At 40.0% G+C, this 25,480-nt stretch carries 31 protein-coding genes; 11 read left to right on the top strand and 20 right to left on the bottom strand.

Annotated features, from left to right (window positions below):
• Nucleotides 1–15 precede the first annotated feature (15 nt).
• The gene (locus AC5WOE_RS11715; protein WP_496050372.1) at nt 16–957 is read right to left on the bottom strand and encodes a ribose-phosphate diphosphokinase; all 942 of its coding nucleotides are present in this window, start codon (nt 955–957) and stop codon (nt 16–18) included.
• A gap of 242 nt (nt 958–1,199) precedes the next feature.
• Here AC5WOE_RS11715 and AC5WOE_RS11710 point away from each other — a divergent pair, with 242 nt between their 5' ends.
• Both AC5WOE_RS11710 and AC5WOE_RS11705 read left to right on the top strand, forming a co-directional pair.
• Nucleotides 1,200–1,922, top strand: a complete 723-nt coding sequence (locus tag AC5WOE_RS11710) for an MBL fold metallo-hydrolase (protein WP_496052657.1) — start codon at nt 1,200–1,202, stop codon at nt 1,920–1,922.
• Nucleotides 1,922–2,491 carry a TetR/AcrR family transcriptional regulator gene (locus AC5WOE_RS11705; RefSeq protein WP_496052656.1) on the top strand — a complete coding sequence of 190 codons (570 nt, stop codon included), beginning with the start codon at nt 1,922–1,924 and terminating at the stop codon, nt 2,489–2,491. Before AC5WOE_RS11710 ends, AC5WOE_RS11705 begins: the two co-directional genes overlap by 1 nt.
• A 30-nt stretch (nt 2,492–2,521) precedes the next feature.
• Here AC5WOE_RS11705 and AC5WOE_RS11700 read toward each other — a convergent pair whose 3' ends face one another.
• Nucleotides 2,522–3,247 (bottom strand): SDR family oxidoreductase, encoded by a 726-nt coding sequence (locus tag AC5WOE_RS11700; protein WP_496050369.1) that lies wholly within the window; start codon nt 3,245–3,247, stop codon nt 2,522–2,524.
• 110 nt (nt 3,248–3,357) lie between these two features.
• On the opposite strand from AC5WOE_RS11700, the gene AC5WOE_RS11695 reads away from it, so the two are divergent.
• The 3 genes from AC5WOE_RS11695 (at nt 3,358) to AC5WOE_RS11685 (ending at nt 5,106) form a co-directional block, all read left to right on the top strand.
• Nucleotides 3,358–3,930: a TetR/AcrR family transcriptional regulator gene (locus AC5WOE_RS11695; protein WP_496050368.1), complete on the top strand. Its 573-nt coding sequence runs from the start codon at nt 3,358–3,360 to the stop codon at nt 3,928–3,930.
• 206 nt (nt 3,931–4,136) lie between these two features.
• Nucleotides 4,137–4,736 (top strand): DUF2238 domain-containing protein, encoded by a 600-nt coding sequence (locus tag AC5WOE_RS11690; protein WP_496052655.1) that lies wholly within the window; start codon nt 4,137–4,139, stop codon nt 4,734–4,736.
• 97 nt (nt 4,737–4,833) lie between these two features.
• Nucleotides 4,834–5,106 carry a hypothetical protein gene (locus AC5WOE_RS11685; protein ID WP_496052654.1) on the top strand — a complete coding sequence of 91 codons (273 nt, stop codon included), beginning with the start codon at nt 4,834–4,836 and terminating at the stop codon, nt 5,104–5,106.
• 50 nt (nt 5,107–5,156) lie between these two features.
• Here AC5WOE_RS11685 and AC5WOE_RS11680 read toward each other — a convergent pair whose 3' ends face one another.
• The 15 genes from AC5WOE_RS11680 to AC5WOE_RS11610 all read right to left on the bottom strand — a co-directional run bounded on the left by AC5WOE_RS11680 (nt 5,157) and on the right by AC5WOE_RS11610 (nt 17,927).
• On the bottom strand, nt 5,157–5,408 hold the full coding sequence (locus tag AC5WOE_RS11680; RefSeq protein ID WP_496052653.1) for a hypothetical protein: 252 nt from the start codon (nt 5,406–5,408) through the stop codon (nt 5,157–5,159).
• A gap of 32 nt (nt 5,409–5,440) precedes the next feature.
• A complete protein-coding gene (gene argF, locus AC5WOE_RS11675; RefSeq protein WP_496052652.1) occupies nt 5,441–6,427 on the bottom strand; it encodes an ornithine carbamoyltransferase in 987 nt (328 codons plus the stop codon).
• A 5-nt stretch (nt 6,428–6,432) separates the two neighbouring features.
• Nucleotides 6,433–7,620, bottom strand: coding sequence for an acetylornithine transaminase (gene argD, locus AC5WOE_RS11670; protein ID WP_496050363.1), 1,188 nt, complete (start codon nt 7,618–7,620; stop codon nt 6,433–6,435).
• Nucleotides 7,604–8,401 carry an acetylglutamate kinase gene (gene argB / locus AC5WOE_RS11665; RefSeq protein WP_496052651.1) on the bottom strand — a complete coding sequence of 266 codons (798 nt, stop codon included), beginning with the start codon at nt 8,399–8,401 and terminating at the stop codon, nt 7,604–7,606. Before argB ends, argD begins: the two co-directional genes overlap by 17 nt.
• A 15-nt stretch (nt 8,402–8,416) precedes the next feature.
• A complete protein-coding gene (argJ, locus tag AC5WOE_RS11660) occupies nt 8,417–9,649 on the bottom strand; it encodes a bifunctional ornithine acetyltransferase/N-acetylglutamate synthase (protein ID WP_496052650.1) in 1,233 nt (410 codons plus the stop codon).
• A gap of 43 nt (nt 9,650–9,692) precedes the next feature.
• Nucleotides 9,693–10,721 (bottom strand): N-acetyl-gamma-glutamyl-phosphate reductase, encoded by a 1,029-nt coding sequence (gene argC, locus AC5WOE_RS11655; protein ID WP_496052649.1) that lies wholly within the window; start codon nt 10,719–10,721, stop codon nt 9,693–9,695.
• A 234-nt stretch (nt 10,722–10,955) separates the two neighbouring features.
• Nucleotides 10,956–11,579, bottom strand: coding sequence for a bifunctional phosphoribosyl-AMP cyclohydrolase/phosphoribosyl-ATP diphosphatase HisIE (gene hisIE / locus AC5WOE_RS11650; protein ID WP_496050359.1), 624 nt, complete (start codon nt 11,577–11,579; stop codon nt 10,956–10,958).
• Nucleotides 11,561–12,334, bottom strand: coding sequence for an imidazole glycerol phosphate synthase subunit HisF (gene hisF, locus AC5WOE_RS11645; RefSeq protein WP_496050358.1), 774 nt, complete (start codon nt 12,332–12,334; stop codon nt 11,561–11,563). Before hisF ends, hisIE begins: the two co-directional genes overlap by 19 nt.
• Nucleotides 12,331–13,062: a 1-(5-phosphoribosyl)-5-[(5-phosphoribosylamino)methylideneamino]imidazole-4-carboxamide isomerase gene (hisA, locus tag AC5WOE_RS11640; protein WP_496052648.1), complete on the bottom strand. Its 732-nt coding sequence runs from the start codon at nt 13,060–13,062 to the stop codon at nt 12,331–12,333. The genes hisF and hisA overlap by 4 nt, the downstream gene beginning before the upstream one ends.
• Before the next feature lies 1 nt (nt 13,063).
• A complete protein-coding gene (hisH, locus tag AC5WOE_RS11635) occupies nt 13,064–13,666 on the bottom strand; it encodes an imidazole glycerol phosphate synthase subunit HisH (protein ID WP_496050356.1) in 603 nt (200 codons plus the stop codon).
• Nucleotides 13,663–14,253, bottom strand: a complete 591-nt coding sequence (gene hisB, locus AC5WOE_RS11630; RefSeq protein WP_496050355.1) for an imidazoleglycerol-phosphate dehydratase HisB — start codon at nt 14,251–14,253, stop codon at nt 13,663–13,665. The genes hisH and hisB overlap by 4 nt, the downstream gene beginning before the upstream one ends.
• Nucleotides 14,250–15,521, bottom strand: a complete 1,272-nt coding sequence (gene hisD, locus AC5WOE_RS11625) for a histidinol dehydrogenase (protein ID WP_496052678.1) — start codon at nt 15,519–15,521, stop codon at nt 14,250–14,252. The genes hisB and hisD overlap by 4 nt, the downstream gene beginning before the upstream one ends.
• The gene (gene hisG / locus AC5WOE_RS11620) at nt 15,517–16,134 is read right to left on the bottom strand and encodes an ATP phosphoribosyltransferase (protein ID WP_496050434.1); all 618 of its coding nucleotides are present in this window, start codon (nt 16,132–16,134) and stop codon (nt 15,517–15,519) included. Before hisG ends, hisD begins: the two co-directional genes overlap by 5 nt.
• A 21-nt stretch (nt 16,135–16,155) precedes the next feature.
• The gene (gene hisZ, locus AC5WOE_RS11615) at nt 16,156–17,277 is read right to left on the bottom strand and encodes an ATP phosphoribosyltransferase regulatory subunit (RefSeq protein WP_496052647.1); all 1,122 of its coding nucleotides are present in this window, start codon (nt 17,275–17,277) and stop codon (nt 16,156–16,158) included.
• Nucleotides 17,278–17,462: 185 nt separating this feature from the next.
• The gene (locus AC5WOE_RS11610) at nt 17,463–17,927 is read right to left on the bottom strand and encodes a GNAT family N-acetyltransferase (protein ID WP_496050353.1); all 465 of its coding nucleotides are present in this window, start codon (nt 17,925–17,927) and stop codon (nt 17,463–17,465) included.
• 301 nt (nt 17,928–18,228) lie between these two features.
• Here AC5WOE_RS11610 and AC5WOE_RS11605 point away from each other — a divergent pair, with 301 nt between their 5' ends.
• Nucleotides 18,229–19,395, top strand: coding sequence for a cytochrome P450 (locus AC5WOE_RS11605; protein WP_496052646.1), 1,167 nt, complete (start codon nt 18,229–18,231; stop codon nt 19,393–19,395).
• A 204-nt stretch (nt 19,396–19,599) separates the two neighbouring features.
• On the opposite strand, the gene AC5WOE_RS11600 is transcribed toward AC5WOE_RS11605, so the two are convergent.
• A complete protein-coding gene (locus AC5WOE_RS11600; protein WP_496052645.1) occupies nt 19,600–20,076 on the bottom strand; it encodes a hypothetical protein in 477 nt (158 codons plus the stop codon).
• Nucleotides 20,077–20,297: 221 nt separating this feature from the next.
• Here AC5WOE_RS11600 and AC5WOE_RS11595 point away from each other — a divergent pair, with 221 nt between their 5' ends.
• The 3 genes from AC5WOE_RS11595 (at nt 20,298) to AC5WOE_RS11585 (ending at nt 20,993) form a co-directional block, all read left to right on the top strand.
• Entirely contained in the window at nt 20,298–20,537 is a 240-nt protein-coding gene (locus tag AC5WOE_RS11595; RefSeq protein WP_496050350.1) for a hypothetical protein, read from the top strand.
• 1 nt (nt 20,538) lies between these two features.
• Entirely contained in the window at nt 20,539–20,691 is a 153-nt protein-coding gene (locus AC5WOE_RS11590) for an NAD(P)H-dependent oxidoreductase (RefSeq protein WP_496050349.1), read from the top strand.
• Nucleotides 20,692–20,777: 86 nt separating this feature from the next.
• Nucleotides 20,778–20,993: a hypothetical protein gene (locus AC5WOE_RS11585; RefSeq protein WP_496052644.1), complete on the top strand. Its 216-nt coding sequence runs from the start codon at nt 20,778–20,780 to the stop codon at nt 20,991–20,993.
• Between the two features lie 87 nt (nt 20,994–21,080).
• On the opposite strand, the gene AC5WOE_RS11580 is transcribed toward AC5WOE_RS11585, so the two are convergent.
• Nucleotides 21,081–21,494 carry a hypothetical protein gene (locus AC5WOE_RS11580; RefSeq protein ID WP_496050347.1) on the bottom strand — a complete coding sequence of 138 codons (414 nt, stop codon included), beginning with the start codon at nt 21,492–21,494 and terminating at the stop codon, nt 21,081–21,083.
• Nucleotides 21,495–22,018: 524 nt separating this feature from the next.
• Between AC5WOE_RS11580 and AC5WOE_RS11575 the strand changes: the two genes are divergently transcribed.
• Complete coding sequence (locus AC5WOE_RS11575; protein WP_496052643.1) at nt 22,019–22,405, top strand: hypothetical protein; 387 nt, start codon at nt 22,019–22,021, stop codon at nt 22,403–22,405.
• A gap of 490 nt (nt 22,406–22,895) precedes the next feature.
• On the opposite strand, the gene AC5WOE_RS11570 is transcribed toward AC5WOE_RS11575, so the two are convergent.
• Nucleotides 22,896–23,789 carry a DMT family transporter gene (locus tag AC5WOE_RS11570; protein WP_496052642.1) on the bottom strand — a complete coding sequence of 298 codons (894 nt, stop codon included), beginning with the start codon at nt 23,787–23,789 and terminating at the stop codon, nt 22,896–22,898.
• Between the two features lie 354 nt (nt 23,790–24,143).
• Between AC5WOE_RS11570 and AC5WOE_RS11565 the strand changes: the two genes are divergently transcribed.
• Entirely contained in the window at nt 24,144–25,364 is a 1,221-nt protein-coding gene (locus tag AC5WOE_RS11565) for an ATP-grasp domain-containing protein (RefSeq protein WP_496052641.1), read from the top strand.
• Nucleotides 25,365–25,480: the final 116 nt, after the last annotated feature.

Raw genomic sequence — 25,480 nt, 5'->3', positions numbered from 1 at the left:
CTCCTCTTCTACCTTTTAACCGGAGTCTGAACGAAATAATGTACTTATCGAACCTCCAGTAATAATTATTTTTATCGCTTCACTTAACAACGGTGCCACAGACAACACTTTAAAAAAATCACCTGAGTTCTCAAATGCAATAGAATCTGTTACTACTACTTCCCTAATACCTGGATGAATCAATTTTTGTACAGCGTTATCCGAAAATAAAGGATGTGTTGCACATATATAAGCTGGATTAGCACCTTTTTCTTGCAGACCTTCCACTACGCTTACAATGGTGCCGCCTGTATCAATCAAATCTTCAATAATGATAGGCGTTCGATTCGTTACTTCACCAATGATATGGGTAACTTTTGCTGCATTGTGATTAGGTCTCTTTTTTAACATAATCGCAAATGGTGCATCGAGCAACGTTGCTAATTTCTCTGCCATTTTTGCCCTTCCAGCATCTGGGGAAACGATAACTGGATTTGAAATTTTACTTTGAAGTATATGATCGCAGATTAAGTGCAAAGCAGACAAATGATCTACAGGAATATTAAAAAACCCTTGAATAGCAGGTGCATGTAAATCTAAAGTGACAACCCGGGATACCCCAACTGTCGACAGGAGATCAACAATCATTTTTGCAGTGATTGGTTCTCTAGGAGCATCCTTTTTTTCTTGTCGTCCATAAGCAAAATAAGGAATTACCGCGCTAATACTTCGTGCTGAAGCACGCCTGGCAGCATCTACCATGATCAAAAGTTCCATCAAATTTTCATTAACGGGGTGACCTAGTGTCTGGATTAAAAATACATCTTGATTGCGAACACTCTCTTCAAAATGTACATATATCTCACCACTTTTAAATCTACTAATTCTAACTTTACCTAGTTCTTTATCGAGACGAGATGCAATATCAGTTGCTAACGACAAATTGGAGGTACCTGAAAAAATTTTAACGTTGTTCATCCTTTTGACCCTCCATTAGCCACGGTTTACTTGTTTTTATTATAGCAGTCCTTTTATGACATTGAAAATTAATCGAATAGTAGAATGTTCGACTATTTTTATAAGGAAAAGTTATTCCTCTCATTGCCGAAAATTTTAGCTTAAATGTAGATTATCGTTTTTTTAAAAGCACTTTACAAAACTAATTGAATTAGTTAAAATACTAATAGTATTAGTTTATATATATAAAGGAGCGGATACAGATGAAAGTAACCAAAAAGGACACAACTTATCAACTTAGTTTTTTTCCTGATGTATTTCCAGTAAACTGCTATTTCATAGAAGAAGAACATGAACTTATCCTTATTGATTGTGCTCTACCCAGTAGTAATAAAGCCATTCTAAAAACAGCAAATGAGATTGGGAAACCGATTACTCGCATTGTATTGACACATGCACATGCAGATCATATTGGAGCGTTGGACAAATTAAAACAAGCACTGCCAGAGGCACGTGTATTCATTTCAAAGCGAGATGCAAAATTATTACGAGGAGACAACAGTCCTGAGGCAGGAGAAGAAAATACTCCTATTAAAGGGGCTATACCTAAACCCCGATCCATTAAGACGGTTCCAGATCAGTTACTTGGTGAATCGGACACCATCGGTCCACTCCAAGTGCTGCTAACCCCAGGCCATACTCCGGGTTCTATCAGTTTATTAGATAATCGAAATAAACATCTGATCGTAGGAGATGCCTTACAAACTCGTGGGGGAGTAGCGGTTTCTGGTGACTTACGCCCTTGGTTTCCCTTTCCCGCAATTGCTACTTGGAGCAAACAAACAGCTTTAAACAGTGCTAGGAAAATAAAAAATACTGAACCGAATCTTATAGCTACAGGACATGGGAAAATGTTAGAAAACCCTAATGACTCATTAGTAGTTGCCATACAACGTGCGGAGAACAAATGGAAGGAGCAAACGTAATGCCACGGGTTGGTTTAGATCAATCAAAGATCCTACATGCTGCGATTGAATTAGCAAATGATCATGGATTAGAACAAGTTACGATTGCAGCATTAGCAAAAAAACTCGGAGTTCGCCCGCCATCTCTATACAATCACTTTAGTAGTCTAATCGAGATACGCACGCACATCGCCAGAGAGGGCATGCAGAAACTCGAAGATACTTTAATCCGCTCTGTTGCTGGAAAATCAGGAGAAGAAGCCATATTATCATTTTCCAAACAATACCTTACTTTTGCAAATGCTAATCCCGGTCTTTATGAAGCGACGATACAACCGATAAATGTCCCTGACAGTGTTGTTGCAGAAAAGAGTAAAAATATGATTGATCTTTTGGTTCAGTTACTCTCTACTCTTTCCTTAGAGGAACAAGCAGCACTGCATTTGGTCAGAGGTCTAAGAAGCATCGTTCACGGCTTTGCCTCCCTCCAACGTGCAGGAGGTTTTCAGATGAATTTTAAAGTAGAAGACAGCCTCTTATACACCATCAAAACATTATGTGATGGGATGAAAGACAAAAAAGCAACCTAATTTTAGGAATAGGTTGCTTTTTGTTATGATCTATTTTAAACGTAATCCGCCATCGACTTCTAAAACAGTACCAGTAACAAAAGTATTATCTATCAAGTAGTGAATAGCCTTCGCAATGTCTTCTGGTTGTCCAACACGATTTACAGTAGAGGCTTGGGCGTAACTTTCAAAGGTAGCTGCACGTTGTTCTTCAGGAATCCAATTCCACCATGGTGTTTCGATGACCCCTGGAGAAACAGCATTTACACGCATTGGCGCAAGTTCCAAGGCTAGACTAGGTACCATTGCTTCTAGTGCTGCATTGATTGCAGCAAGTCCAGATGTTCCTATTGCCGGATTTCTTGATGAAATAGCAGAGATAAATGTAATAGAACCTTTCTCACTTATCGAATCCAAACTTAATTGGGCTGCTGCAACTTGCGGCCAAAATTTAGCTGCAAATCCTTCACGTAAATCATCCAGTGCTAGCTCACGAAAGGCACCTGCACCTTTGGCACCAGATACAGCAATAACCAAATGATCGAAACTTCCTTGGTTATTATAGAAAGTTTTTAATTCATTCGTGGAAGTAGCATCTAATTGTACACCAACTGCTCCGGTGCCTAGCTGCTCAAGGGCTTTTTCTAATTTTGCTTGATCACGACCAGTAACCACAACATCTGCACCAGATTCAACAAGTAGTTGTGCTGTAGCTAAACCTACACCCGAGGTACCACCCATAATGATAACTTTTTGACCTTTTAGTTGACTTCCCATGATGCATTCCACCTTTTTTTGTTGAGTTATTTTGATAATTGAATTATAATACATTACGTAACGTTATGTAAATAGATTTTTGAAAATTAATTTTCTAAAGAGGTGACAACATGTCGAAACCAACGAATCCAAAAGGACGGCCTCGCAGTAAAGAAGCTTGGAGTGCAGTCATGACAGCCACAAAACGACTTCTAGAAGAAACGGGATATGCTAGTTTAACGATGGAAAAAATCGCAAAAGAGGCGGGAGTAGGCAAGCCAACTCTGTATCGATGGTGGTCAGGTATTCCTGCAATCGTAATGGAGGTGATGAAGCTACAATCCGAAAAGGAAATTCAAATTCCTGACACGGGGCAACTTTCCACCGACTTAGAAATCTACTTAGGGAAGACTTGTCAAATCTTATCGCAAGGTGCAGGGAAAACCATGCGCAGTTTAATGGCTGAAGCTCAGTTAAATGATGCTTTCTCTCAGCAATTCCGTGAAGAGTTCATAGATACAAGACGAACTGCACTACTACAGATCATAAAACGCGGGAAACAGCGGGGAGAGGTCGAGGAAAATATTGATTTGGAGTACATCGCTGACCAATGTTATGGACCAATCTGGTATCGTTTACTCAATCAGCATGCACCATTGGATGAAAATTTAATTTCATCTATCATTGCTTCGATCGTGAAATAGCCACATAAATGGTGGCTTTTCTTTTTAGAAGAGGAAACGAAAGAAACTCAAGCAAAAATGATTAAGTTTTTTTCAATAAAACGGATAACAACTCTTATTTTATGATACTTTTTTACTATAACAAAATATTTCCACTTCATTTGCTAGGGAGGATCTTTTTTTGAAACGATTAAGTCAATGGCCGCTACTCCTCATGATTATTATTTATGTTTCCGTTTGGCTGTGAGCTGCATGGTCGCCTGTTGAACCGGTTTGGCTGGCTTTTGGAAAATCTACTTCTTATCCTGTTTCTCGTTGTTTTTATCTTCCTGCATCGGTCCTTTTCTTTTTCCTATTTCGCCTATTTCTGTATCCTGCTCTTTTTAACTCTCCACACGATCGGAACTCATTATTCATACCGAACACCCATCGATCCATGGCTGAAGCAATGGTTTGAATTAGATCGAGCTTACTATGATCGGGTTGTACACTTTTCCTTTGGCTTGCTAATGGTTATTCCTTTAAAAGAATGGTATCAGCAAATGATACATGTATCTCCAAAAATGTATGCATTCATATCCATCATCACTATCTTTTCTGCTGGAGCCTTTTACGAATTGATCGAAATGTGGGTAACGATGATAGTAGATCCAGCATCAGGGACAACCTTTATCGGGCTACAAGGTGATCAGTGGGATACCCAACATGATATGGAATTAGCTCTATATGAAAGTATCCTTATGATTCTTATTGCCACTGTTGTAAAGAAAATAAAAGCAAGGTTTACATTGGTGCAAAATAAAAATTCAAACCATGTCAAAAGCTAGCAAAAAGTGCTAGCTTTTTTCTCGATTCATTCTTAAAAATGTATGATTTACAGAACAAACGCTCATACTATCCAACAATTACTGGAGGGATAATGGTATGAGATTTTCTTTAGAAGAAATGAATATTCTATCTGAAAAGCTGGAAAAAGAAAAAGCGCAGATTTATCAAGAAGCAAATCATGATCAATCATCAAATGACATCCATCATTTGGAAATTATCAATTATCTCCAACAGAGATTAGAAGATCAAGGAACCGCACTTTATGAAGAAGAAAAACAATATTTAGCGAGCTTGATCCAAGATGAAATTGGACATATTCACGGTAATGGAGAAGCAATCTACCAATCTATTCTAGAAAAAATACAGTAAAAAAATCGAGGCTGGATGCGGATCACTCCACATCCAGCCGGCAAGCTCACTCAATTGTCTTTCATGCTTTCCAGCCTCAGGATTTTCCCCAGGGAAGCAACAGCATCCTCATAGCCTGCGTCATCAGCCAGCAATCTTTTGGCTGCTTCCAGACGAGAACGAGCTATAGCTTTCTGCGGAGAATTCATCTCTAGGCATCGTTTCGCATGCATCAACAGTCGGGCAGCTTCTTCGTGAGTAAGCACCACCTCCCACACATTATCGATTTCTCGAATTGCGTTGGTCAAAGGTTCCTGTGCCACACCAAGCTCCCTTGTGAGTTTGCTTACATCTACTATATCATCTCCTTTTCTTTAATTGAATTCCCTAACAAAGCTACTAATAGAGCCTTTTGTACATGCAGTCTGTTCTCCGATTGGTCAAATACTACCGATTGAGGGCCATCTAGTACTTCCGCAGTAACTTCTAGTTCCCGATAAGCTGGCAGACAATGCAGAAATATAGCGTCTTCTTTGGCTTGATCCATCATTGCTTGATTTACTTGGTGTTCGGCAAAATCTTTCAGTCGTTTCGCTTTTTCTTCTTCTTGGCCCATACTCGCCCAAACATCCGTATAAACTGCATCAGCCTGTTGCACAGCAAGCAGTGGATCAGTATAAAATGTTATGGATGCACCAGTTTCTGATGCTAGAGCCTCCGTTTCTTTCCAAACTGCTAGGTTTGGCTCATATCCGATAGGAGTTGAAATCGATAAATGTACTCCTGTAGCCGCAGTACCATGCATCAGAGAATGCAAAACATTGTTGCCATCCCCAACATAAGCCATCTTTAATCCAGTTAAATAGCCTTTTTCCTCTTGAAGTGTCAAAAGATCAGCTATGGCCTGACAAGGATGGTAGTAATCTGTTAGCCCATTGATAACTGGTACAGTAGTCGTTTTCGCTAATATGTCTACTGTCTCGTGGTCAAATGTTCGAATTAATATCCCATCGATATAACGAGACAGTACTTTTGCTGTATCTTCGATCGTCTCCCCTCTGCCTAACTGAATATCTTGACGATTGAGATTCAATACATGACCACCCAGCTGCACCATTCCTACTTCAAATGAAACTCGTGTCCGAGTAGAAGGTTTATCAAAAATCATGGCGAGGGTTTTGCCTGCTAAAGGCTTATAAGCTATTCCGTTCTTTTGGAGTTTTTTCAATTCGTGAGCAAGGTCTAACAAACTGGTAAGCTCATCTGGGGTAAAATCGGTTAGAGTCAGCAAACTCTTTCCTGTACAGGTCTTTAGCGGAGAAGGAATCGATAGGGCAGTCATATAAATCAACCTCCATTTTGAATGATAGTAAGTTGAGTTTGTTCGTAAATGGCATCTTTGATCAGATGTACAGCTCGATTCAATTGTTCATAAGTGACGATGAGTGGTGGTAACAACCGCAATACGTTTTCTCCTGCTGGCAGAGTGACGATTCCTTGTTTTAACAACTGTTTCATAATTGGTGCTACTGGTTTGGCTAATTGTATTCCGATCATGAGACCAAGTCCTCTGATCTCTATAACAGCCTCGGTATCAGATAATTCTTTCTTTAGTAATTCCAAGAAGTACGCACCTTTTCCCTTTCCATCATGGAGTAAGCTGCTATTTTCAATTTCTGTCAATACTGCCTTCGCCACTGTCATTGCGAGTGGGTTTCCACCAAATGTCGTCCCATGTGTTCCCGGACTAAAAACAGGTTTTAACGCTTCTTTTGCCAGCATCGCTCCAATGGGAAATCCATTACCCAAGCCTTTCGCTAACGTGATAACATCTGGATGGATACCATAATGTTGAAAAGCAAACCATTCGCCTGTGCGCCCGATTCCGGTTTGTATTTCATCTACCATCAGCAAAATGTTGTTTTTCTCACACCAGCTTGCAAGCTCCTGTATAAAGGAATAAGAAGCAGGGTAGACTCCCCCTTCCCCTCTGACCATTTCCAATAAAATTGCCGCAGTTTGTGGATTCGTAGCTTGTTTTACTGCATCGATATTTTCAAAAGGCACCGTGATAAATCCAACAGGAAGGGGATCAAAGCCGATTTTCACCTTCTCCTGACCAGTTGCCGTGAGGGTAGCTAAAGTCCGGCCATGAAAGGAACTTTCAAACGAGATAATTTCTGGTTCCAAAACCTTTTTCTCTTCTTTTGCCCATTTCCGTGCCAATTTGATCGCTGCTTCATTTGCCTCTGCTCCACTATTACAAAAAAATGCTGCCCCAAGTCCACTATGTTTACAGAGCAGAGAAGCTACTTCATCTTGCAAAGAAATTGGAAATAAATTGGAAACGTGCCAGAGTTGATGAATTTGTTGGATAAGTGCAGAAGTAAGGGCTGGATGCTGATGACCTAAGTTGGTAACACCAATCCCTGATCCAAAATCTAGATAGGTTTTGCCAGCTTCATCCCACAACATAGCACCTTCTCCTTTGACAAACGAAACATCATGCTTGATATAGTTAGGAAAGAGTGACATGGCTCGATACCTCCTGACGCAAACATGTACCTTCAAATGGATGAATCATGTCAAATGAAAATGCTTTTGAACCATTTGCGATCCATACTTCTTTTACTTTTTGTAATGCTTTGATTCCAGAACGCGCTTTAGGAATCATCCCACCAGAGATGTCACCTGACTGGATATAGTGCTCAATTAAACTCGGTGTTGCTTCCATCAGTAATTTTCGCTCTGGTCCAGTTCCAATAAATATTCCATCCACATCACTTATTAAAATCAAATGACTGGCATTCAACGCTTGAGCTATTGCGCCTGCTGCCTCATCAGCATTGATATTGTAATGTGTCTCATCTCTAGCCACCCCAAGAGAAGCAATAACAGGAACCCATCCTTGTTGTAAAATAGTGTGCAGGACAGCACTGTTTACTTCCGTCACTTCTCCAACATATCCCATATAGGGATCTAGTTGTTCTGCCTGTATTAACTGCAAATCCACACCGCTTAGACCAAGCGATGATAAACCAGTTGCATGGAGTTTACTTACCATTTGTTTATTTACTGTTCCTGCTAGTACCATCTCCGCAATGGTGAGCATCTCATGATCCGTAACCCGATAACCATTTATAAAGGTCGATTCTTTTCCTGTTTTTTGTGCCCAAGCTGAAACTAAGGGTCCACCGCCATGTACGATTACGATGGAGTACCCTTGTTTTTTTAACCCGGAACAAGTGGCAAAAAAATTAGGATGCAAATCTGTTAATACACTTCCTCCAATTTTGATCACAATAACTTGAGACAAAAGTGCCCCTCCCATCTATGTTCGATAACTTGCATTGATCTTCACGTAGTCATAGGTGAGGTCACAACCCCACGCAACCGATTGGTATGCTCCCTGTTGAAGATTGACGTGAATATCCACTTTATCTTGGTTTAATATTTCCGATGTTTTGGTTTCATCAAAGGGGACAGGCAGCCCTTTGTCCACAACTACAACTGTTCCTAATTTCACCTGAACTTGTTCAGGGCGCAATAAAGGCTCCCCATATCCCGCTGCACACAAAATTCGTCCCCAATTTGCATCAGCACCAAAAACTGCTGATTTAACTAGATTGGAACCAACAATTGCTCTCGAAACTTTGCGTGCCATTTCCATGCTAGAAGCTCCTGTTACTTCTACTTCAATCAAACGAGTTGCTCCTTCACCATCTTTGGCGATTTTCTTTGCTAACTCTTGGCACACATAGACGAAACCATCTTGAAAAGAGCTCCAATCAGCATGTTGTGGATGAAGTGATTTATTTCCAGCAAGACCACTTGCCATCACAAATACGCTATCATTTGTACTGCAATCACCATCCACTGTGATCATGTTGAATGTTTTATCCGTTGTTTCCCTCAAGAGAGATTGGAGATGATCGGACTCAATTGCTGCATCTGTCGTAATAAAACCCAGCATGGTAGCCATATTAGGATGAATCATCCCAGATCCTTTTGCTACACCTGCAATCGTTACTTCCTTCCCATCTACTTGTAACTTGACTTGAACTTGTTTGGTGAAGGTATCCGTCGTTAAAATGGCTTCTGCAAAGTCATATCCCCCTGTTTCATTCGCAGTCGGGATGACTTTTTCAAGACCAGATGTCAATTTGTCCGTCGGTAAAAACTGTCCTATAACACCAGTGGAAGCGACTCCTACATAGTGTGCAGGGATTTCTAAAAGCTGTGCCGCTTTAGCGGTGATAGACCATGCATCTTCCATCCCGCGCTCTCCAGTACAAGCATTCGCGATTCCACTGTTAACCACAATTGCTTGCAGCTTTCCTTCTTTGTTGATATTTTCTTGGGAAATTTTGAGTGGAGCAGCTTGAAAAGCGTTTGTCGTATAAACTGCGGCTGCTGTAGCTGGGACGGTACAAATAAGTACCCCTAAATCCCGTTTTCGTTTTCGTATCCCAACATGTATACCTGCTGATACAAAGCCTTTAGGAGAGGTAATACTAGCTTGATCTTTTACTTGAAAAAGAGAAGCTGGGACTGCTAGACTCATCTGGATATCACTCCTCATGTTTGATTTTCTTTTGGTCTATTGATTATGGATAAAGGGGTGAAAACAAGAGGCCAGCCGTCTCTGGAAATCCAAAGCGAATGTTGGCATTTTGGATTGCTTGCCCAGCGGCTCCCTTCATCAAGTTATCGATCACAGATAATAAAATAATGCGTCCTGTCCGCGCATCTACATGAAAACCGATATCACAATAATTACTCCCTTGCACAAATTTCGTTTCCGGCCATTGTTGTCCGCTGATTCGAACAAAAGGAGCTTGCTCATATGCAGAGTGGTAAAGGTTATACAAGTCTTTATTTGTATATTTATTCATATTAGCAGCATAAATACTGACTAGGATTCCTCTACTCATCGGTACTTGCTGAGGAACAAAACTTACTGCTACGTCTGTTTCCGCAAAAAGACTGGCATATTGTTCAATTTCGGGTACATGTTGATGCCTATCTACTTTGTAGGGACGAACATTTTCATTTATCTCACTAAACAACATTCCTTGATGTACACTTCGTCCAGCTCCAGTTACTCCTGATTTGGCATCGATGATAATGGAGGTGGGATCTATTATTTTCGCTTGAAGAAGTGGCACCAATGCCAGCAAAGTAGCTGTTGGATAACATCCCGGATTTGATATAAGAGGGGAATGTCGCAAGTCATCTTGAAACCACTCGCTGAGCCCATATACTGCTTGATTGAGATAATCACTTGGTGCTGCTGGTTTTTGGTACCAACTCTCATATACCTTCGGATCAGCTAAACGAAAATCACCGGAGAGGTCTATCGCACAGATTCCATGCTCTAATAACTCAGGAATCCACCTGCTGCTAACACCCGGTGGAGTAGCAAAAAAAACGACCTCTATCCCTTCACACATGCTGTCTACACACAATTCTTCGAAAATAAGTGGTGATTCCAGATGCGGATAAGCAGAACTTAACCTTTCTCCTGGCTGCGAAGAAGAAAACACTGCACCTATTTCAAAATAAGGATGCTGCTCCAATAAACGAATCAATTCTACCCCGCCATACCCCGAAGCACCTACAACAGCTACTTTCACCAATCATCACCCCTACAATACCGCTATAATGAATTATTATACATTTTAATTTATATTTATTCAATCGTTTTAATAGAACGCCCTATAAAAAATTATTATTGACTGACATCTAGCCTACTTTTGCTTAACAGAATAAACAAATGAATATAAGCATTTGAGGTCCATACAAAAGAAGCTGTTGACCTCTATCAACAAAAAAACGACCCCTATTACAGAATAAGGATCGTTTCTCTATTACTTGCTCGTTCTGCCAATATATCTGCTAGCTAATTCGTCATAGATTTCATTCATAGGGACTCCTTGATTTTGTAAGAGCACCATCAAATGATAAATCAAATCTGCTGCTTCATATCTCAATTCTTCTTTAGATTCATTTTTTGCTGCAATGATGACTTCTGCTGATTCTTCGCCTATTTTTTTCCCAATCTTATCTACGCCTTTTGTAAATAGATAAGTGGTATAGGAACCTTCAGGTAATTTCTCGTGGCGATTAGCTATTAATGTTTCTAAGTCTAACAATACTTGACTTGGTGAGGTCTGCACTTCTTCAGCTCCTTCAAAACAGCTTGTACTACCAGTATGACACGCAGGACCATTTGGTATAACACTCAATAAAATAGCATCTTGATCACAATCATAAGAGATATCCACTACTTTTTGTGTATGACCAGAAGTAGCTCCTTTATGCCATAGTTCTTGACGTGATCTGCTGTATAACCACGTTTCTCTTAACTCTAGCGTCTTTTGATATGCTTCTCTATTCATATAAGCAAGAGTAAGCACTTGTTTGCTTTCTGCGTGTTGGATAATAACAGGTATAAGTCCATCTGTATCCCATTTTATCTGGTTGATATCCATCGCACTTCTTCTCCTCTTTCCCGTAATAATGATTTCACTTCCATAATGCTCACTTCTTCATAATGAAAGATAGAAGCAGCAAGGGCCGCACATGCTTTCGTTTCTGTAAATACCTTCACGAAGTCTTCTGCATCACCTGCTCCACCTGATGCGATGACTGGTACAGTTACAGCACTTGATACAGCCTCAACCAAATCCAGATCAAATCCATTTTTCTGTCCATCTTGGTCCATACTCGTTAATAAGATTTCCCCTGCACCGAGTTCTACTGCACGTCTAGCCCAATCGAGCACTGTCCATTCTGTTAACTCTCTTCCTCCATGGGTATATACCATCCATGTGCGTTCATTTTCTACGAACCTAGCATCAATCGCAACGACAATGCACTGCGAACCAAAACGGCGAGCACCATCCTGGATGAGCTCTGGTTGTAACACCGCCGCAGTGTTAAGCGAAACTTTGTCTGCTCCTGCTCTAAGTATCTTCGTCATATCCTCTACACTGCGAATACCACCACCCACAGTAAAAGGGATTGTTAATTTACTTGCTGCAAGACGCACCACATCAATCATCGTCTTTCTACCTTCATGAGAAGCAGAAATATCTAGAAATACGAGTTCGTCTGCACCAGTTTGGTCATATAGGGATGCCAGTTCAACAGGATCGCCAGCATCTCGTAAGCCAACAAAGGAGACTCCTTTTACCACTCGACCATCTTTTACATCCAAACAAGGAATAATCCGTTTGGTAATCATCGGTTTACCTCCCCTAGCACGTCAGCGAGTTTCACTGCACCTGTATATAATGCTTTTCCTACAATAACTCCTGTAATACCTTGGACTTCTAATGTTTTTAGTTGCTCGATATCTTTTGCTGTTGCTACTCCACCTGATGCGATGACTTGTCCTCCTGATGATTTGGCTATTTGTATTGCGATATCACTATTCACACCAGAGAGTAATCCATCTTTCGCGATATCCGTAACGATAAAAGTAGCAGCTCCATAATCTGACATCTGTTTGGCTAACTCAACCGCTGTAGTTGTCCCTTGATTCAGCCATCCATGTGTGGCAACATATCCATCCCTAGCATCCAACCCAATAGCAATCTGCTCTCCATATTTAGCTAGTGCTTCTTTTACAAATGTTGGATTATCTATAGCAGCTGAACCAATAATTACACGCTTCACGCCTAAAGAGAGGAGATATTCCAAACGTTCTAAATTACGAACACCACCGCCGACTTGAACCAATACACCAGATTCCTTGGCAATCGACGCGATCACTTCACTGTTGGTCAATTCGCCTGAACGCGCTCCATCTAAATCCACCAAGTGAAGCCATGATGCTCCCTCTAAAACCCATTTTTTAGCCATTTCTAGTGGGGAATCATGAAAAATAGTCTCTTGATTATAGTCTCCTTGAATCAGTCGTACACATTTTCCATCACGAATATCAATTGCTGGATAAATTGTAAATCCCATACTATATTCTCCCCTCTGCAAATTGATGGAGGAGCTGCATACCGAGTTGACCGCTTTTTTCAGGATGAAACTGCATACCAATAACATTTTTACGAGCTACAACAGCAGTGATATCTTCGTTATAGTCTGTAGTCGCAATCACATCTTCCGGATTTGTTGCCTTCACATGATAGGAGTGAACAAAATAGACATGTCCTTCTTCGAGGCTGCGAAACAGTGGATGAGGATGACGAAAAGATAACCAATTCCAACCCATATGTGGAATTGGTAAGTCCATATTCATTTTTTCTACATGACCAGATAATAAATTTAATCCACTATAATATCCATGTTCATCACTGCTAGTAAAGAGTAACTGCATTCCTAAGCAAATACCCAGCAAGGGTTTACCTCGTATGGCTTCTTCCATAATAACATTTGTCAATTTACGCTTACTCAACTCTCCCATTGCATCGCCAAATGCCCCAACTCCTGGAAGAATCAGCTTATCTGCTTGCTGTATGATATCAATATCGTCTGTGATTACATATGCATGATCCAATCGTTGTAAGGCTTGACTGAGGCTAAATAGATTCCCCATGCCATAATCAATAATAGCTATCACCCTAATACCCCCTTAGAGGAAGGAACACCTTTGATACTTGGATCAATCCTCGTAGCCTCATGCAAAGCTCGTCCCAACGCCTTAAAGAGTGATTCTATCATGTGGTGCGTATTGCGCCCATAATGAAGGATAACATGCAAATTCATCTTGCTTTCTAATGCTAGTTTCCAAAAAAATTCATGCACGAGCTCGGTATCAAAGTTCCCAACTCGATTACTTGGGAAATCAGCACGGAATTCAAGATGTGACCTGCCAGAAAGATCAATGATCACTTGTCCTAAAGATTCATCCATCGGAACAAAAGCATTGCCGTATCTTCGAATACCTACCCGGTCCCCTAACGCTAGATCGACTGCCCTGCCGATACAAATTCCTGTATCTTCTACAGTATGATGATCATCGATATGATTATCACCGATCGCACGGATAGCTAAATCAAACTGTCCGTGTTTAGCAAATAAATCCAGCATATGTTCTAGAAAAGGCACACCTGTATGTAAATTAGCTTTCCCTTCTCCATCTAAAGAAAGATTTACATCTATCTGTGTTTCTTTGGTGGATCGATCCACATGACCTCTTCTGTTCATTTTCCATCCTCCATCCGAATGCGAATCGAAGCCGCATGTGCTCCTAAACCTTCTTGTTCCGCTAGAGTTATCACTTGCTTGCTATCTCTTTGCAATGCTTCCTTACTATAAGAAATAAGACTCGTTTTTTTCACAAATGTATCTACACTCAGAGCTGAAGAAAATCGAGCTGTGCCACTAGTTGGCAATACATGGCTAGGCCCAGCTATATAATCTCCTACTGTCTCTGGACTCATCGAACCTAAAAACATTGCACCTGCATGCTGTACATGGCTGAGATATTCCCATGGGTTGGTTAACATCAGTTCTAAGTGCTCTGGCGCAACCTGATTAGATAAGGCAAATGCTTCTTTAATATCTGAAGTAAGCACTATCGCGCCATGCTTCTTTAAAGATGCTTCGATAACGGATACTCGTTCCAACTTGGCCGTCTGTTTTGTTACTTCCGCTGCTACTTTTTTTGCAAGCTCCCTTGACGGGGTAAATAACATTGCGGCAGCTTCTGGATCGTGTTCTGCTTGTGCTAACAAATCAGCGGCAACATATGCTGGATTTGCTTGCTCATCAGCGATTATCACCACTTCACTTGGACCTGCAAAACTATCAATATCCACTTGACCATATACCAATTGCTTTGCTGTAGCAACATATTGGTTTCCCGGCCCTACAATTTTATCCACTTTTGGAATTGTCTCTGTTCCATATGCAAGTGCTGCAATTGCCTGTGCTCCGCCTGCTTTGTATATTGTTTCAATCCCTGCAACTTGTGCTGCCGCAAGAGTTGTCGCTGGAATTGCCCCGTTTTTATCAGGAGGTGTGACCATTATGATATCTTCCACACCTGCTACGATAGCAGGAATGGCGTTCATTAATACAGAAGAAGGATATGCTGCCCTTCCCCCAGGTACATAAATCCCTACTCGATCCATCGGCCGAACAAGCTGCCCCAAAATAGAACCATCTTTCTCCATGTTCCACCAAGAAGTATCTCTCTCCTTCTCATGAAACAAACGAATTCGCCCAGCTGCCGTTTGAAGGGCCTCTAAAAAGGCTGCATCCACCTGCTGCATGGCAAGTTGCCTTTCCTCTTCGGTTACGAGCAAAGATTGGAGGTTCGCATCATCGAACTCTTTCGTATAAGCAAATAAGGCTGCATCCTTTTTGATCCGAACTTCGTCGATAATATGTTGAACCCTTGAAAGAATATCTCCTTTCTGCTCCACTAGATTCTCCCTAGGCTGCCATTCACTCACCCGAACAATCTTAATCACCTTTCCCCCTCCGTTCAATATGCTTCTTCAATTGATCATAAAAGCGATTTACACGTTTGTATTTCAACTGATAACTTGCGCGATTGGCGATAAGTCGAGAGGTTACAGAGGTGATAGTTTCAAGTTCAACAAGCCCATTTTCCCGAAGGGTCTGACCTGTCGAGACGATGTCCACAATCCGGTCTGCCAATCCAATCAATGGTGCCAATTCGATAGAACCGTTAAGTTTGACAACTTCGACTTGCTCCCCGATGCTGCGAAAATATTTTTCAGCAATGGACGGATATTTCGTAGCAATCCGACCATTCACTGTCTCTTTATCGGGAAGACCGGCAACAGCTACACGACATGGACTAATCTGTAAATCTAGTAATTCGTAAACATTTCTCGATTCTTCCAATAAAACATCTTTGCCGACAATCCCAAGATCAGCCACACCATACTCCACATAAGTTGCTACATCCATCGGTTTGGCTAAAAAGAAAGCAAGCTGAGCTTCGGGAGCTGTCAAGATCAGCTTGCGTGTTTCTTTTGTCAGATCATCAGGCACAGGAATACCAGCATCTGCAAGTATTGCTAATGCTTCTTCATAAATTCTCCCTTTTGGCATAGCAATCGTTAAAAGCTCCACCTATTCTTCCCTCCATACAATATCTGTCTGTGTATCATCTATCTGAAGTACCACCGTATATCCTAATGACCTCAGTTCTTTGGCTTTATCTATTGCTGCTTTTCGCTTTAGCTTTGGATAGAACAGAGTCGTTTTCTTTGGTTCCAAGCACTCAATGTTACAAGTTTCAATCAAGTTATTCATCCGAAAGGCAAAACCAGTAGCTGGGAGTGACCTGCCAAACTGTTCATAGAGTTGGTCATATCGGCCGCCACTTAAGATAGCAAAGCCAACTCCATCCGCAAATCCTTCTAAATACATGCCTGTATAGTATTCAATATTACCTAGTAAACGTATATCTACAGTCAAATAAGATTCATAGCCATAATCTGCTAAGATATCCCAAATACGAATAAGCTGTTTTGTCGCTTTTACAACACGATTAGAAGGATGAGACAAAAGAGGCTCTAAATACTCTTTGCGATCCAATCCTCTACAGAGCTGCAAAATATCAGCTACAGCTTCTTTATCTTCTAACTGTCGCAATAACGTCTCAAACCCAACATAGTCACGGTTGATCAGAAAATCTGTCAATTGTGTTCTCTGCTCTTCAGATGAACAAATAGATTCTAATAAGCCTGCAAGTAACCCTACATGCCCTGCAACTAAGCGGAAAGAAGAGGTTTGACAAGCCTGCAAAGCCGTTATCGCCAATGCTATTAATTCGGCATCTGCTTTAACTCCTGGTTCCCCTATCAACTCAACACCTGATTGATATAGTTCAGCGCGACGACCAGCCGCATATTCTTGGGTCCGAAATACACTTGCATGATAAAACAAGCGCAAAGGCAGGGATTCATGTTGAAGTAAGGAATTTACCATTCGAGCGATAGGGGCAGTCTGGTCTGGACGTAGGATCAACATCGCTCGTTCTTGGCCAATTAAACGAAACATCTTATCTTCCGAAATTGCACTTGCACGTCCTACTGTTTCCGCATATTCTAACATCGGTGTCATCACTTCTTGATAACCCCAACTGGAAAATACATGAGATAAACGCGACTCTATTTCCCGCTTTTTTCTAGCAAGCTTTGGCGGAACATCTTGAAACCCAATTGGTTTTTCAAATGCTTCTGGACTCATTTCTCACACTCGCTTTAGTATGCTAATGCATTAAAGTATTTGTTAGTTATTGTAACATAATACACCAAGTATGGCTACAACATGCAGAAAAAGATACATCATTATTGTGAAATGATGATCAAGTAATGGATTGAATATAGACTCATCCGCAAAAAATCGAATACTTTTAAAATTAACATTATTTTTTATTTTAGAATAAATTCATAGTGATCACTGTGGACATTTTTTTTATACCCAATTGATTCATAAAGTCTTTTCGCTTGATGATTCGAAACAGCAGTTTCCAAAATCAAACCTTTGGCTCCTGTTTCATTTGCATAATGGATTGCGCTGGCCATTAATTCTCTTGCGATTCCTCTCTTTCTTGCAGAAACAGCTACATATAAGTCGTTTAGAATCCAGAGTTTTTTCATAGAAACAGAGGAAAAAGACGGATACAATTGAACAAATCCTAATGGATAAACCTTACTTCTTTCGTCTTCTAATGCTAAAAAAATAACTGATTGGTGGTTCTCCATTCTTTCTAGAATGAATTTTCTACCACTCGCTAAATCCGATACTTGATTATAAAATACCCGATACTGATCAAATAACTGTGCTACATAATCTAAATCGGATAAATCAGCTCGCTTTATGGTGTATTTATCCATTTTATTATTCCCCTTTCATCTCTTTATAAATAGCGCCATTCCTGCAAATACAATTATTCCTATTAGGATTATAGCAAATATTGCAAGATCATTTTCAAAAGAAATTCTGATACATTTGTCTACGATATTGTTTTGAACTCGTTTACCCATCCACTTTTATATACAATCTTATGATCACGTTTCACATTCATCCAGAAAACATGAAAACATCACATTTTTTCCTTCTCTGGTATTCCGTCCATTAATGGAACATATTAGTATATTCTATATTCAATAAAAATATAGTTAATGGAGGAGTATAATGGAACGTAATATATTTAATCCTCACCCTTGGTATAAAAAAATGTCTGAGAAAAATCCAGTGATCTACGACCAAAATTTCATGCAATTTTTTGGTTCAAAAGGTGGCTGGCATGTCTTTCGTTATGATGATGTACAAACCGTCTTGAGCGATCATGAAACTTTCTCTTCTGAATTTATGCCGCAAGTAGAAGAAAATCCATTAACTAGAGGAATCCAATGCAGTGATCCTCCTTTCCATCACCAACTCCGCATGTTAGTAGCAAAGGTTTTTACCCCACAAGCCGTTGATGAAATGAAACTATGGATTGAACAAATTACGAACGAATTAATCGATAAGATCATTGACCATGAGGAAATGGATGTAATAAGTGATTTAGCAATTCCTCTTCCTATTCAAGTGATAGCAAAAATGATGGGGGTTCCTTATGAGGATCAACCAAAATTTAAAGAATGGTCACTCATGTTATTAAAACAACCTACTGATGAAGAAGGAGGATCGGCGTTCCTCCAATGTCAAAAGGAAATGAGTGAATATTTCTCAAGTTTAATCGAACAACGCAAACAACACCCCAAAGATGACTTAGTAACGAATCTGCTCAAAGCAGAGGTTGACGGTCAAAAACTCTCCACTAAGGACCTACTAGCTTTTTTGATCACTTTGCTGGTCGCAGGCAATGAAACGACCACTAACTTTATCAATAATGCTGTCTTGACCTTTACAGAATTCCCTGAAGTCCAAAAACATCTAAGCTCTCACCCAGAAGATATCCCAAAAGCTTTAGAAGAAGTGTTGAGATACCGGTCACCTGTACAATATGTAAACAGGGTTGCTGCGAAAGATGTCGTTCTAAGAGGGCAGCAGATCAAAAAAGGCGACGACATCAACGTCTGGATCGCAGCAGCAAACCGTGATGAATCCATATTTCCAAACCCAGATCAATTTAACCTTAACCGAACCAATTTGAAACACATCGCTTTTGGACATGGCATTCATTTTTGTCTAGGTGCTCCATTAGCACGACTGGAAACAAATATTGCACTAAAAATGATGTTTGAACGAATGGATCAACTCAAACTAAAGGATAAGAAAGAACCAGTCATGAACCCGAGTGTTATTGTTTACTCGATAAAAGAATTACCTGTGACTTTCCAAAAAAGGAATTAAAAAAAGGAAAATCCCGAGTTCTCGATATTGTTAGGTCGACAACACGGGATTATCCTGTTATTTAGGCTTATTTTTATTCATATCATTGCGTCGCCCCTGTACAAGTAATCAATCCTAAGAAGGATGATCCTGTACAAGGGCGTTTCACACAGGAGGATGCCTTAGGAGGACATCCGACAAGGTCAAGGTTCAATCCAAAGGAAACTAGTTCTTGGAAAATCGGAACCAGCGGTAGCGAGTTCCTTCCTTCCGAATGATCCAGAAATCGGAAACACTCTCCACCCATACGATCTGACCGTCCGTCAAGTCATTAAGGTTGACAGTGTATCCAACCCATTCACCATCTTTCAGCACTTTGGGCTTGATGCATCCTCCGAAAGAGTAACCCCACTCGAAGAACAGCATTCCTTCTGAAGTAATACCCCGAATCTGAATATTTCTCGGATGGTTCCGCGACTGGTTGAACGTGTTTGAAAGGTCTGAAGCCGAGCACAAGCCATTGGCTGTAGGCTCGTTGAAAAGCTTCCTGACCGATTCGCTCGTCTGAAAACCGCCAAGCTTGTCCATTTCACGGAGGAGGTCTTCCATTGTGAACAGATCACTCATCACAAGTCCTTTACTTTCAGCATCATCCTGCATGTAAAAAAGTATATCAAAAAGCAGGTTGACGATAAAAAACAATTTTTAGCACTTCATTTTGCCTAAAGCATCTAGGAAAATCAATACGAGCTGGCTGTATAAATTCATGTAAATAACCTAATTGTCTGGTTTTCATCTTATTTAGCCCCTCATTAATAATCGAATTGATTTTTAGCTATTTTTTTCTGTCTGTCAAAACGTATCTGAAAGAATAAAAAAACCAACTCTCTCGACATTATTTTATAACTATCAAGGAGAAGTTTATGTCCAATACAAATCTCCCTAAACAGAAACTAGCGACTGTATTTCGTAATCGAGTAGTATGGGTGATTCTTGCTGCAACATTATGCAGCCAAACAGGCATCTGGATTCGCTTTTACGCTGTCATGATGTTCATCATGGCAAAAACAAACAACAACCCTTTTGCCATTTCGATGTTGACAGCAGCAGAAGCTGCTTGCCGCCGACGTCGTGATATTCCATTTTCCGCTCTGGTGGTTTAGTATGCCAGCCATCCTCAAGGGCTGGGTGGACCGGGTGTTTGCTTATGGGTTGGCTTATGGTTACAGAGATGAAGGTAATCGCTATCGTTACGGCGATGGCGGTTTGAAAGGAAAGCGGGCAATACTGTCAGTGACCGTTGGGGGCCGAAGATAGACTATTCGCCGCGAGGCATCAACGGGCAACTAGAACAACTGCTGTTCCCTATCACTCACGGCACACTCTTCTTCTCTGGCATGGATGTGCTGTCCACTCATGCGATCTACGGAACCGATCGCATCACAACAGCCGAAGTGGAAGCAGCGAAGATAGCTTGGCGTTCACGTCTTGAGCATCTCTTCGAAGAAGAACCCATCCCCTTCCGGCGTCAAAATGATGGGGATTATCCAGACCGCCACGTACTCGGAAACTATGTCGCTGTGGGACAGACCGGATTATCAGCTCACATTGCAGAATAGCGCAACGCGTCTCCGAAAAAGAAGGATCAGTGGTTAAATGTTTTCTTTTCTACTAGAAATGCCACTCCCATCGAGTGGCTCTTTCTATTAACCATGCAGACAAAAGGACGTTATATGAAGAGTTTTCTTTCCACCGTTTGAGTAATATAGGGTATAGTTGCCTTTACCTAACACTTTTTTGGACAAAACCAAGGTTTTCGTTTTCTTTTCTTTAGTGTATTTCTCACCTTTTCCACCTCCGACCATAAATCCTTTGTAATTTTCTAGAACAGGATTATAATCGCCTGCGGCATCTCCATAGAGAGTTATATCAAGTTTTGGTTGAAAGGAATTAGGAGCATGAAAGACGTAATTTTTTGACAATTTCCATGATTTAATGTTTGCACTCCCTTTGACCAAACATTTTGGTTGTGCGTTCGTTTCTTGAGGAATAGTTATACCCCCAAGCAGTAAAGCACTTGTTACCACTAAAACACCAAGGAATTTTGAGAAAGTATCCATTTTGCATCTTTCCTTTTTTCTGGGATTATTCTTATTATTACAAAAAGATGTATCCTAATTGTTTCCCATTTTGCACAAATAAAAAAGGAAGCTTCAACACAATAATTTAAACCACGCGTCTACATGCACATGGCTTTTTCGATACTCATTCCATCTTTCATTCTACTAACCTAGAAATTTAGAAAGGAGCAAAATTAGTTTTGTTCCAATGGGAGACGAACAGTAAGCTAAGAATCTACTCAACTATTTCTAGCATTTGGAAATTCCCATGCTCAATGAAGTATTCATGCTAACTCCCTGATCTCACTATCAAACTTGAAGCTTATCTAGCTCAGGATATGGGTATCTTTCGCACCCCTCATAATAAAATCATATATTTTTAGAACGAATGTTTTATACTGTTATTTATATGTTACTATTTCAATAACAAGGTAGGATCTAGCCTTGAAAGGTGATTGGACTCGTCAAGATCATCCAATCATCGAACAACATTTCCTTGTAAGAGAAGAGAAGGGATGTATCTCTTGAACGGCAACACTGGATGCGTCAAGGGTGAAAATCAGTGGGATGACTGCCTGCTGGCAGAGCGGGAAGGTGATAACAGCGTCATGCTGTGGACCACGTTCCGCCCGGGCAAGATCGTCATATCCCGCTCGCTCTACGACACCTTCATTGAGGAGCTGCGGGAGCTGGCGAACGACTTCAACTCCGGGACGTTCTACATCGCCGGGTTCATGATCACCTTCGGCGTCCTCGCCCCACGGAAGGAGCAGGACGACCCCTCCACCCGCGTGTGGAACCTCACCCGCGGCGTCACCCTCTCGTACGAAGGCACGGCGCTCTTCGCCAACTCCGCTGAGTGGGACAAGTTCCTCAGGAACTACGTCCACACCTGCGAGCCGACCATCTGATCGGCTCGCCGTAAGCACATCCATATGAAGTAAACGGGCAGACTCGGACCTCCTTGAGAGGTTCCGGGTCTGTCTGAGAAGAGATGATCAAGCTAGACCTGCATTCCATATCTCTGAAACATTAGGAGGGTGTCCAGATCTCTGAGTGAGACCTATGACATTACATCCTAGATGAGTTGCGGAAGTCTCCCTGAGTCAAGATACAGGGAGACCCTAATTTTAAATCCATATACATTTACATACATTCAACGGATAAAATCCCGTATCTCTGTGTTCCAATGGAGAGATCGGGATTTTACAATTTTTCTATCTATCCTATCGCTTTCGTGCGTACTAGAAACGATTCTCTTGTCTCACGATCTTTGATAAGTATAATTACAACTAGATGCGACATACAAACAGAGGACTCCCTATAAAAAACACGACATCAATCCATAAAAAAACATAATTCTTCCATGAAGAGTATGATTTTTTATTCAAAAATTTTTGGTTATGTTTCTTTACTTAGAAGTAGCAAGAAACCAAATATACTAATACCTAAAATACCAAATAAGGTAAAATAGGACAATTCAATTCTTGGATCAAACATTTGAAAAAAGAAGGTAAAACATGGTATTAGGGATGTAATAATGAGTGATATCAACGGATTGGTGTATTTTATGCTCAATTGCAGTAGATACATTGGTAGAATGGTACCTGTTAGAGTGACTAAAAAAATCCATGAAAAGGTCTCCCATTGAATAGTAGCATATGACCCATCTGACCAAACGATTATCCCAGTAATCAGAATAATCAGATAAAGTCGATTTGATAATATCTTTGATGTCTCCCATCCATTGTCACTTAGTTTTTTGGAATAAAAGGTTATGATTACATTCCCCACTCCAGTAAGAAAAGAAAAGAGTAAACCGAGCATAAGAAAAGAAGAAGAGCTTACTGATAATCCAGAATGTCCATTTAAGGAAGCTAACACAAGGAAAACACTACCTAATAAAATGCCAGTACTAGCCATTAATTTAAAGGAACTCATCCGATAATGAGGTGTTGTTACTTTTAAAAATAGTAGAGCAAACACCGGTCCTATACCCCATTCGATAGAACTAACAATGGCAGGTTCGCAATATTTTAGTGCTACATAGAAAAAAATATATATAGCGGCTGTGGTAGCATTCATAATAAAAATATCTAGCCAAGTTTTTTTATTTCCTATTGTTATCCTAGTTATTTTTTTGGAAGAGCGAAATAAAGCAAGTGAATGAAAAACAAGAAACGTAATCATAAAACTGATAAAAACAAAAAGGATTGGACTGGTATTTTGAATAGATATTCCGTAGTAAACTTGGGAAATAGAAGTTAGTATGGAATATCCTATTAATAATGCCAACCCCAAAAGTTTCCTATAATAGCTAGTAGTTACTGCTTTCATATGGTTCTACCTTTCATTTTTCTCATAATGTTTTCAAATGTAAATCTATATTTTACAAGAAGCGACCAATTCTTTCTATTTATTATATTAAATTATACATACTTTCCTGTTGTAAAGAAATATGTAATTTTATAATCTTTCTGTTTACTAAATAGTTATGTTGAATTATTATATTTAAAATTAAATAGTTTTATATTTGATTTAGCCTAATCGATCTTTCTGATGATTAAATGTATTACAATTTATGTGATCCTTTTCTCATTTTTTAATAGTCATACTTTTATAAAATCAAATGTTTAGGTGGTGTAGAAATTGAGTATTTTGATTTTGAATTTTGCTTCTCACGAAAGATTACCTTATGAGAAACTTTTTAAAGATTTAAGAGAGCCGTTGGTTCTTTTTACTAGTAAAGAAACAGCCTCTACTTTTCCAAAAGATGCTTTTGCTCATGTAGAGGTAATAGAAGACTACATAAATAATCCATTCATCTATCATCGAGCAATTCAATTAGATAGGCAATTTTCCTTTGATAAAGTGGTAGCAGCCTTTGAAGCGGATATTTTATTGGCAGCTAAATTGAGAGATTATTTAAATATTACTGGGCAGAACGCTCAAAGTGCAATTCAATATCGAGACAAAGTAATAATGAAAGAGCAAGTATCCGCTTATGGATTAAGGGTACCCAAATATAGAAGAATATTCGATGTAATAGATTTGCATAGATTTATAAATGAAAATGGATTTCCATTTATTATTAAGCCTACAGATGGTTTTGGGTCAATCGGCACTACTATTATTCATTCAGAAGAAGACTTGGATTCCTTTATTCAAACTAATCCAAATCTTTATAATCTGGAAGCTGAGGAATTTATCAATGGAACTCTTCATACAGTAGATGGCATTGTAAAACAGGGGGAAGTTGTATTTATCAGTGTCACAGAAGCAGTTGGTGGCAATTTTGCCAATTTGGATCATAGCGGAGTTACAGGAAGCAGTCAACTTCACCCTAATAATCCACTGGGAAAACGATTAACACAGTATTGCAAAAATGTAATACAAGCTTTAAATACACCTGAAAATACTGCTTTCCATGCTGAAATTTTTCATACAGATGATGATGACATTGTTTTGTGTGAAATAGCAAGCAGACCAGCTGGAGCTCATATTTCTCAGTGTGTAAAGTATTCCTATGATGTGGATATGGCCCAAGTTCATATACAATTACAAGCTGGGGCATCAGCAGAGATTGCAAATGACGGAGAGAATTATGACCCTGACAAATTATCTGCCTGGGTTTATTTTGGTTTAGAGGAGGGAACTATTCTTGCTTTACCAACCAATGAACCACCCGAATGGGTATTTGAGTACAAGCCCTACGGTGAAGTAGGACAAACATTTTCAAAAAATTCCTATGTTCTTACACGTCTTGCACATATGTTGATCGAAGGCAGCTCCGAAAAGGAACTTAAAAAGCGGATTGAATTAGCTTGTAAATGGTTTCTTTCACAGGTTAAATGGGAATTGCAGGGATAGGTTAGAGGCTAAGTTTTGTCTTGTTCCTTTGACAGTAATTGCGAAGGCACAACTCAAACAACGCATGATGGCGTAAAATATTGCCCAGAGTGCGGTGTAAAGATTTCAGCGAAATG

Source organism: Shimazuella sp. NTD248, from assembly GCF_059510395.1.
This window is presented reverse-complemented; position numbering and strand designations above follow the sequence as displayed.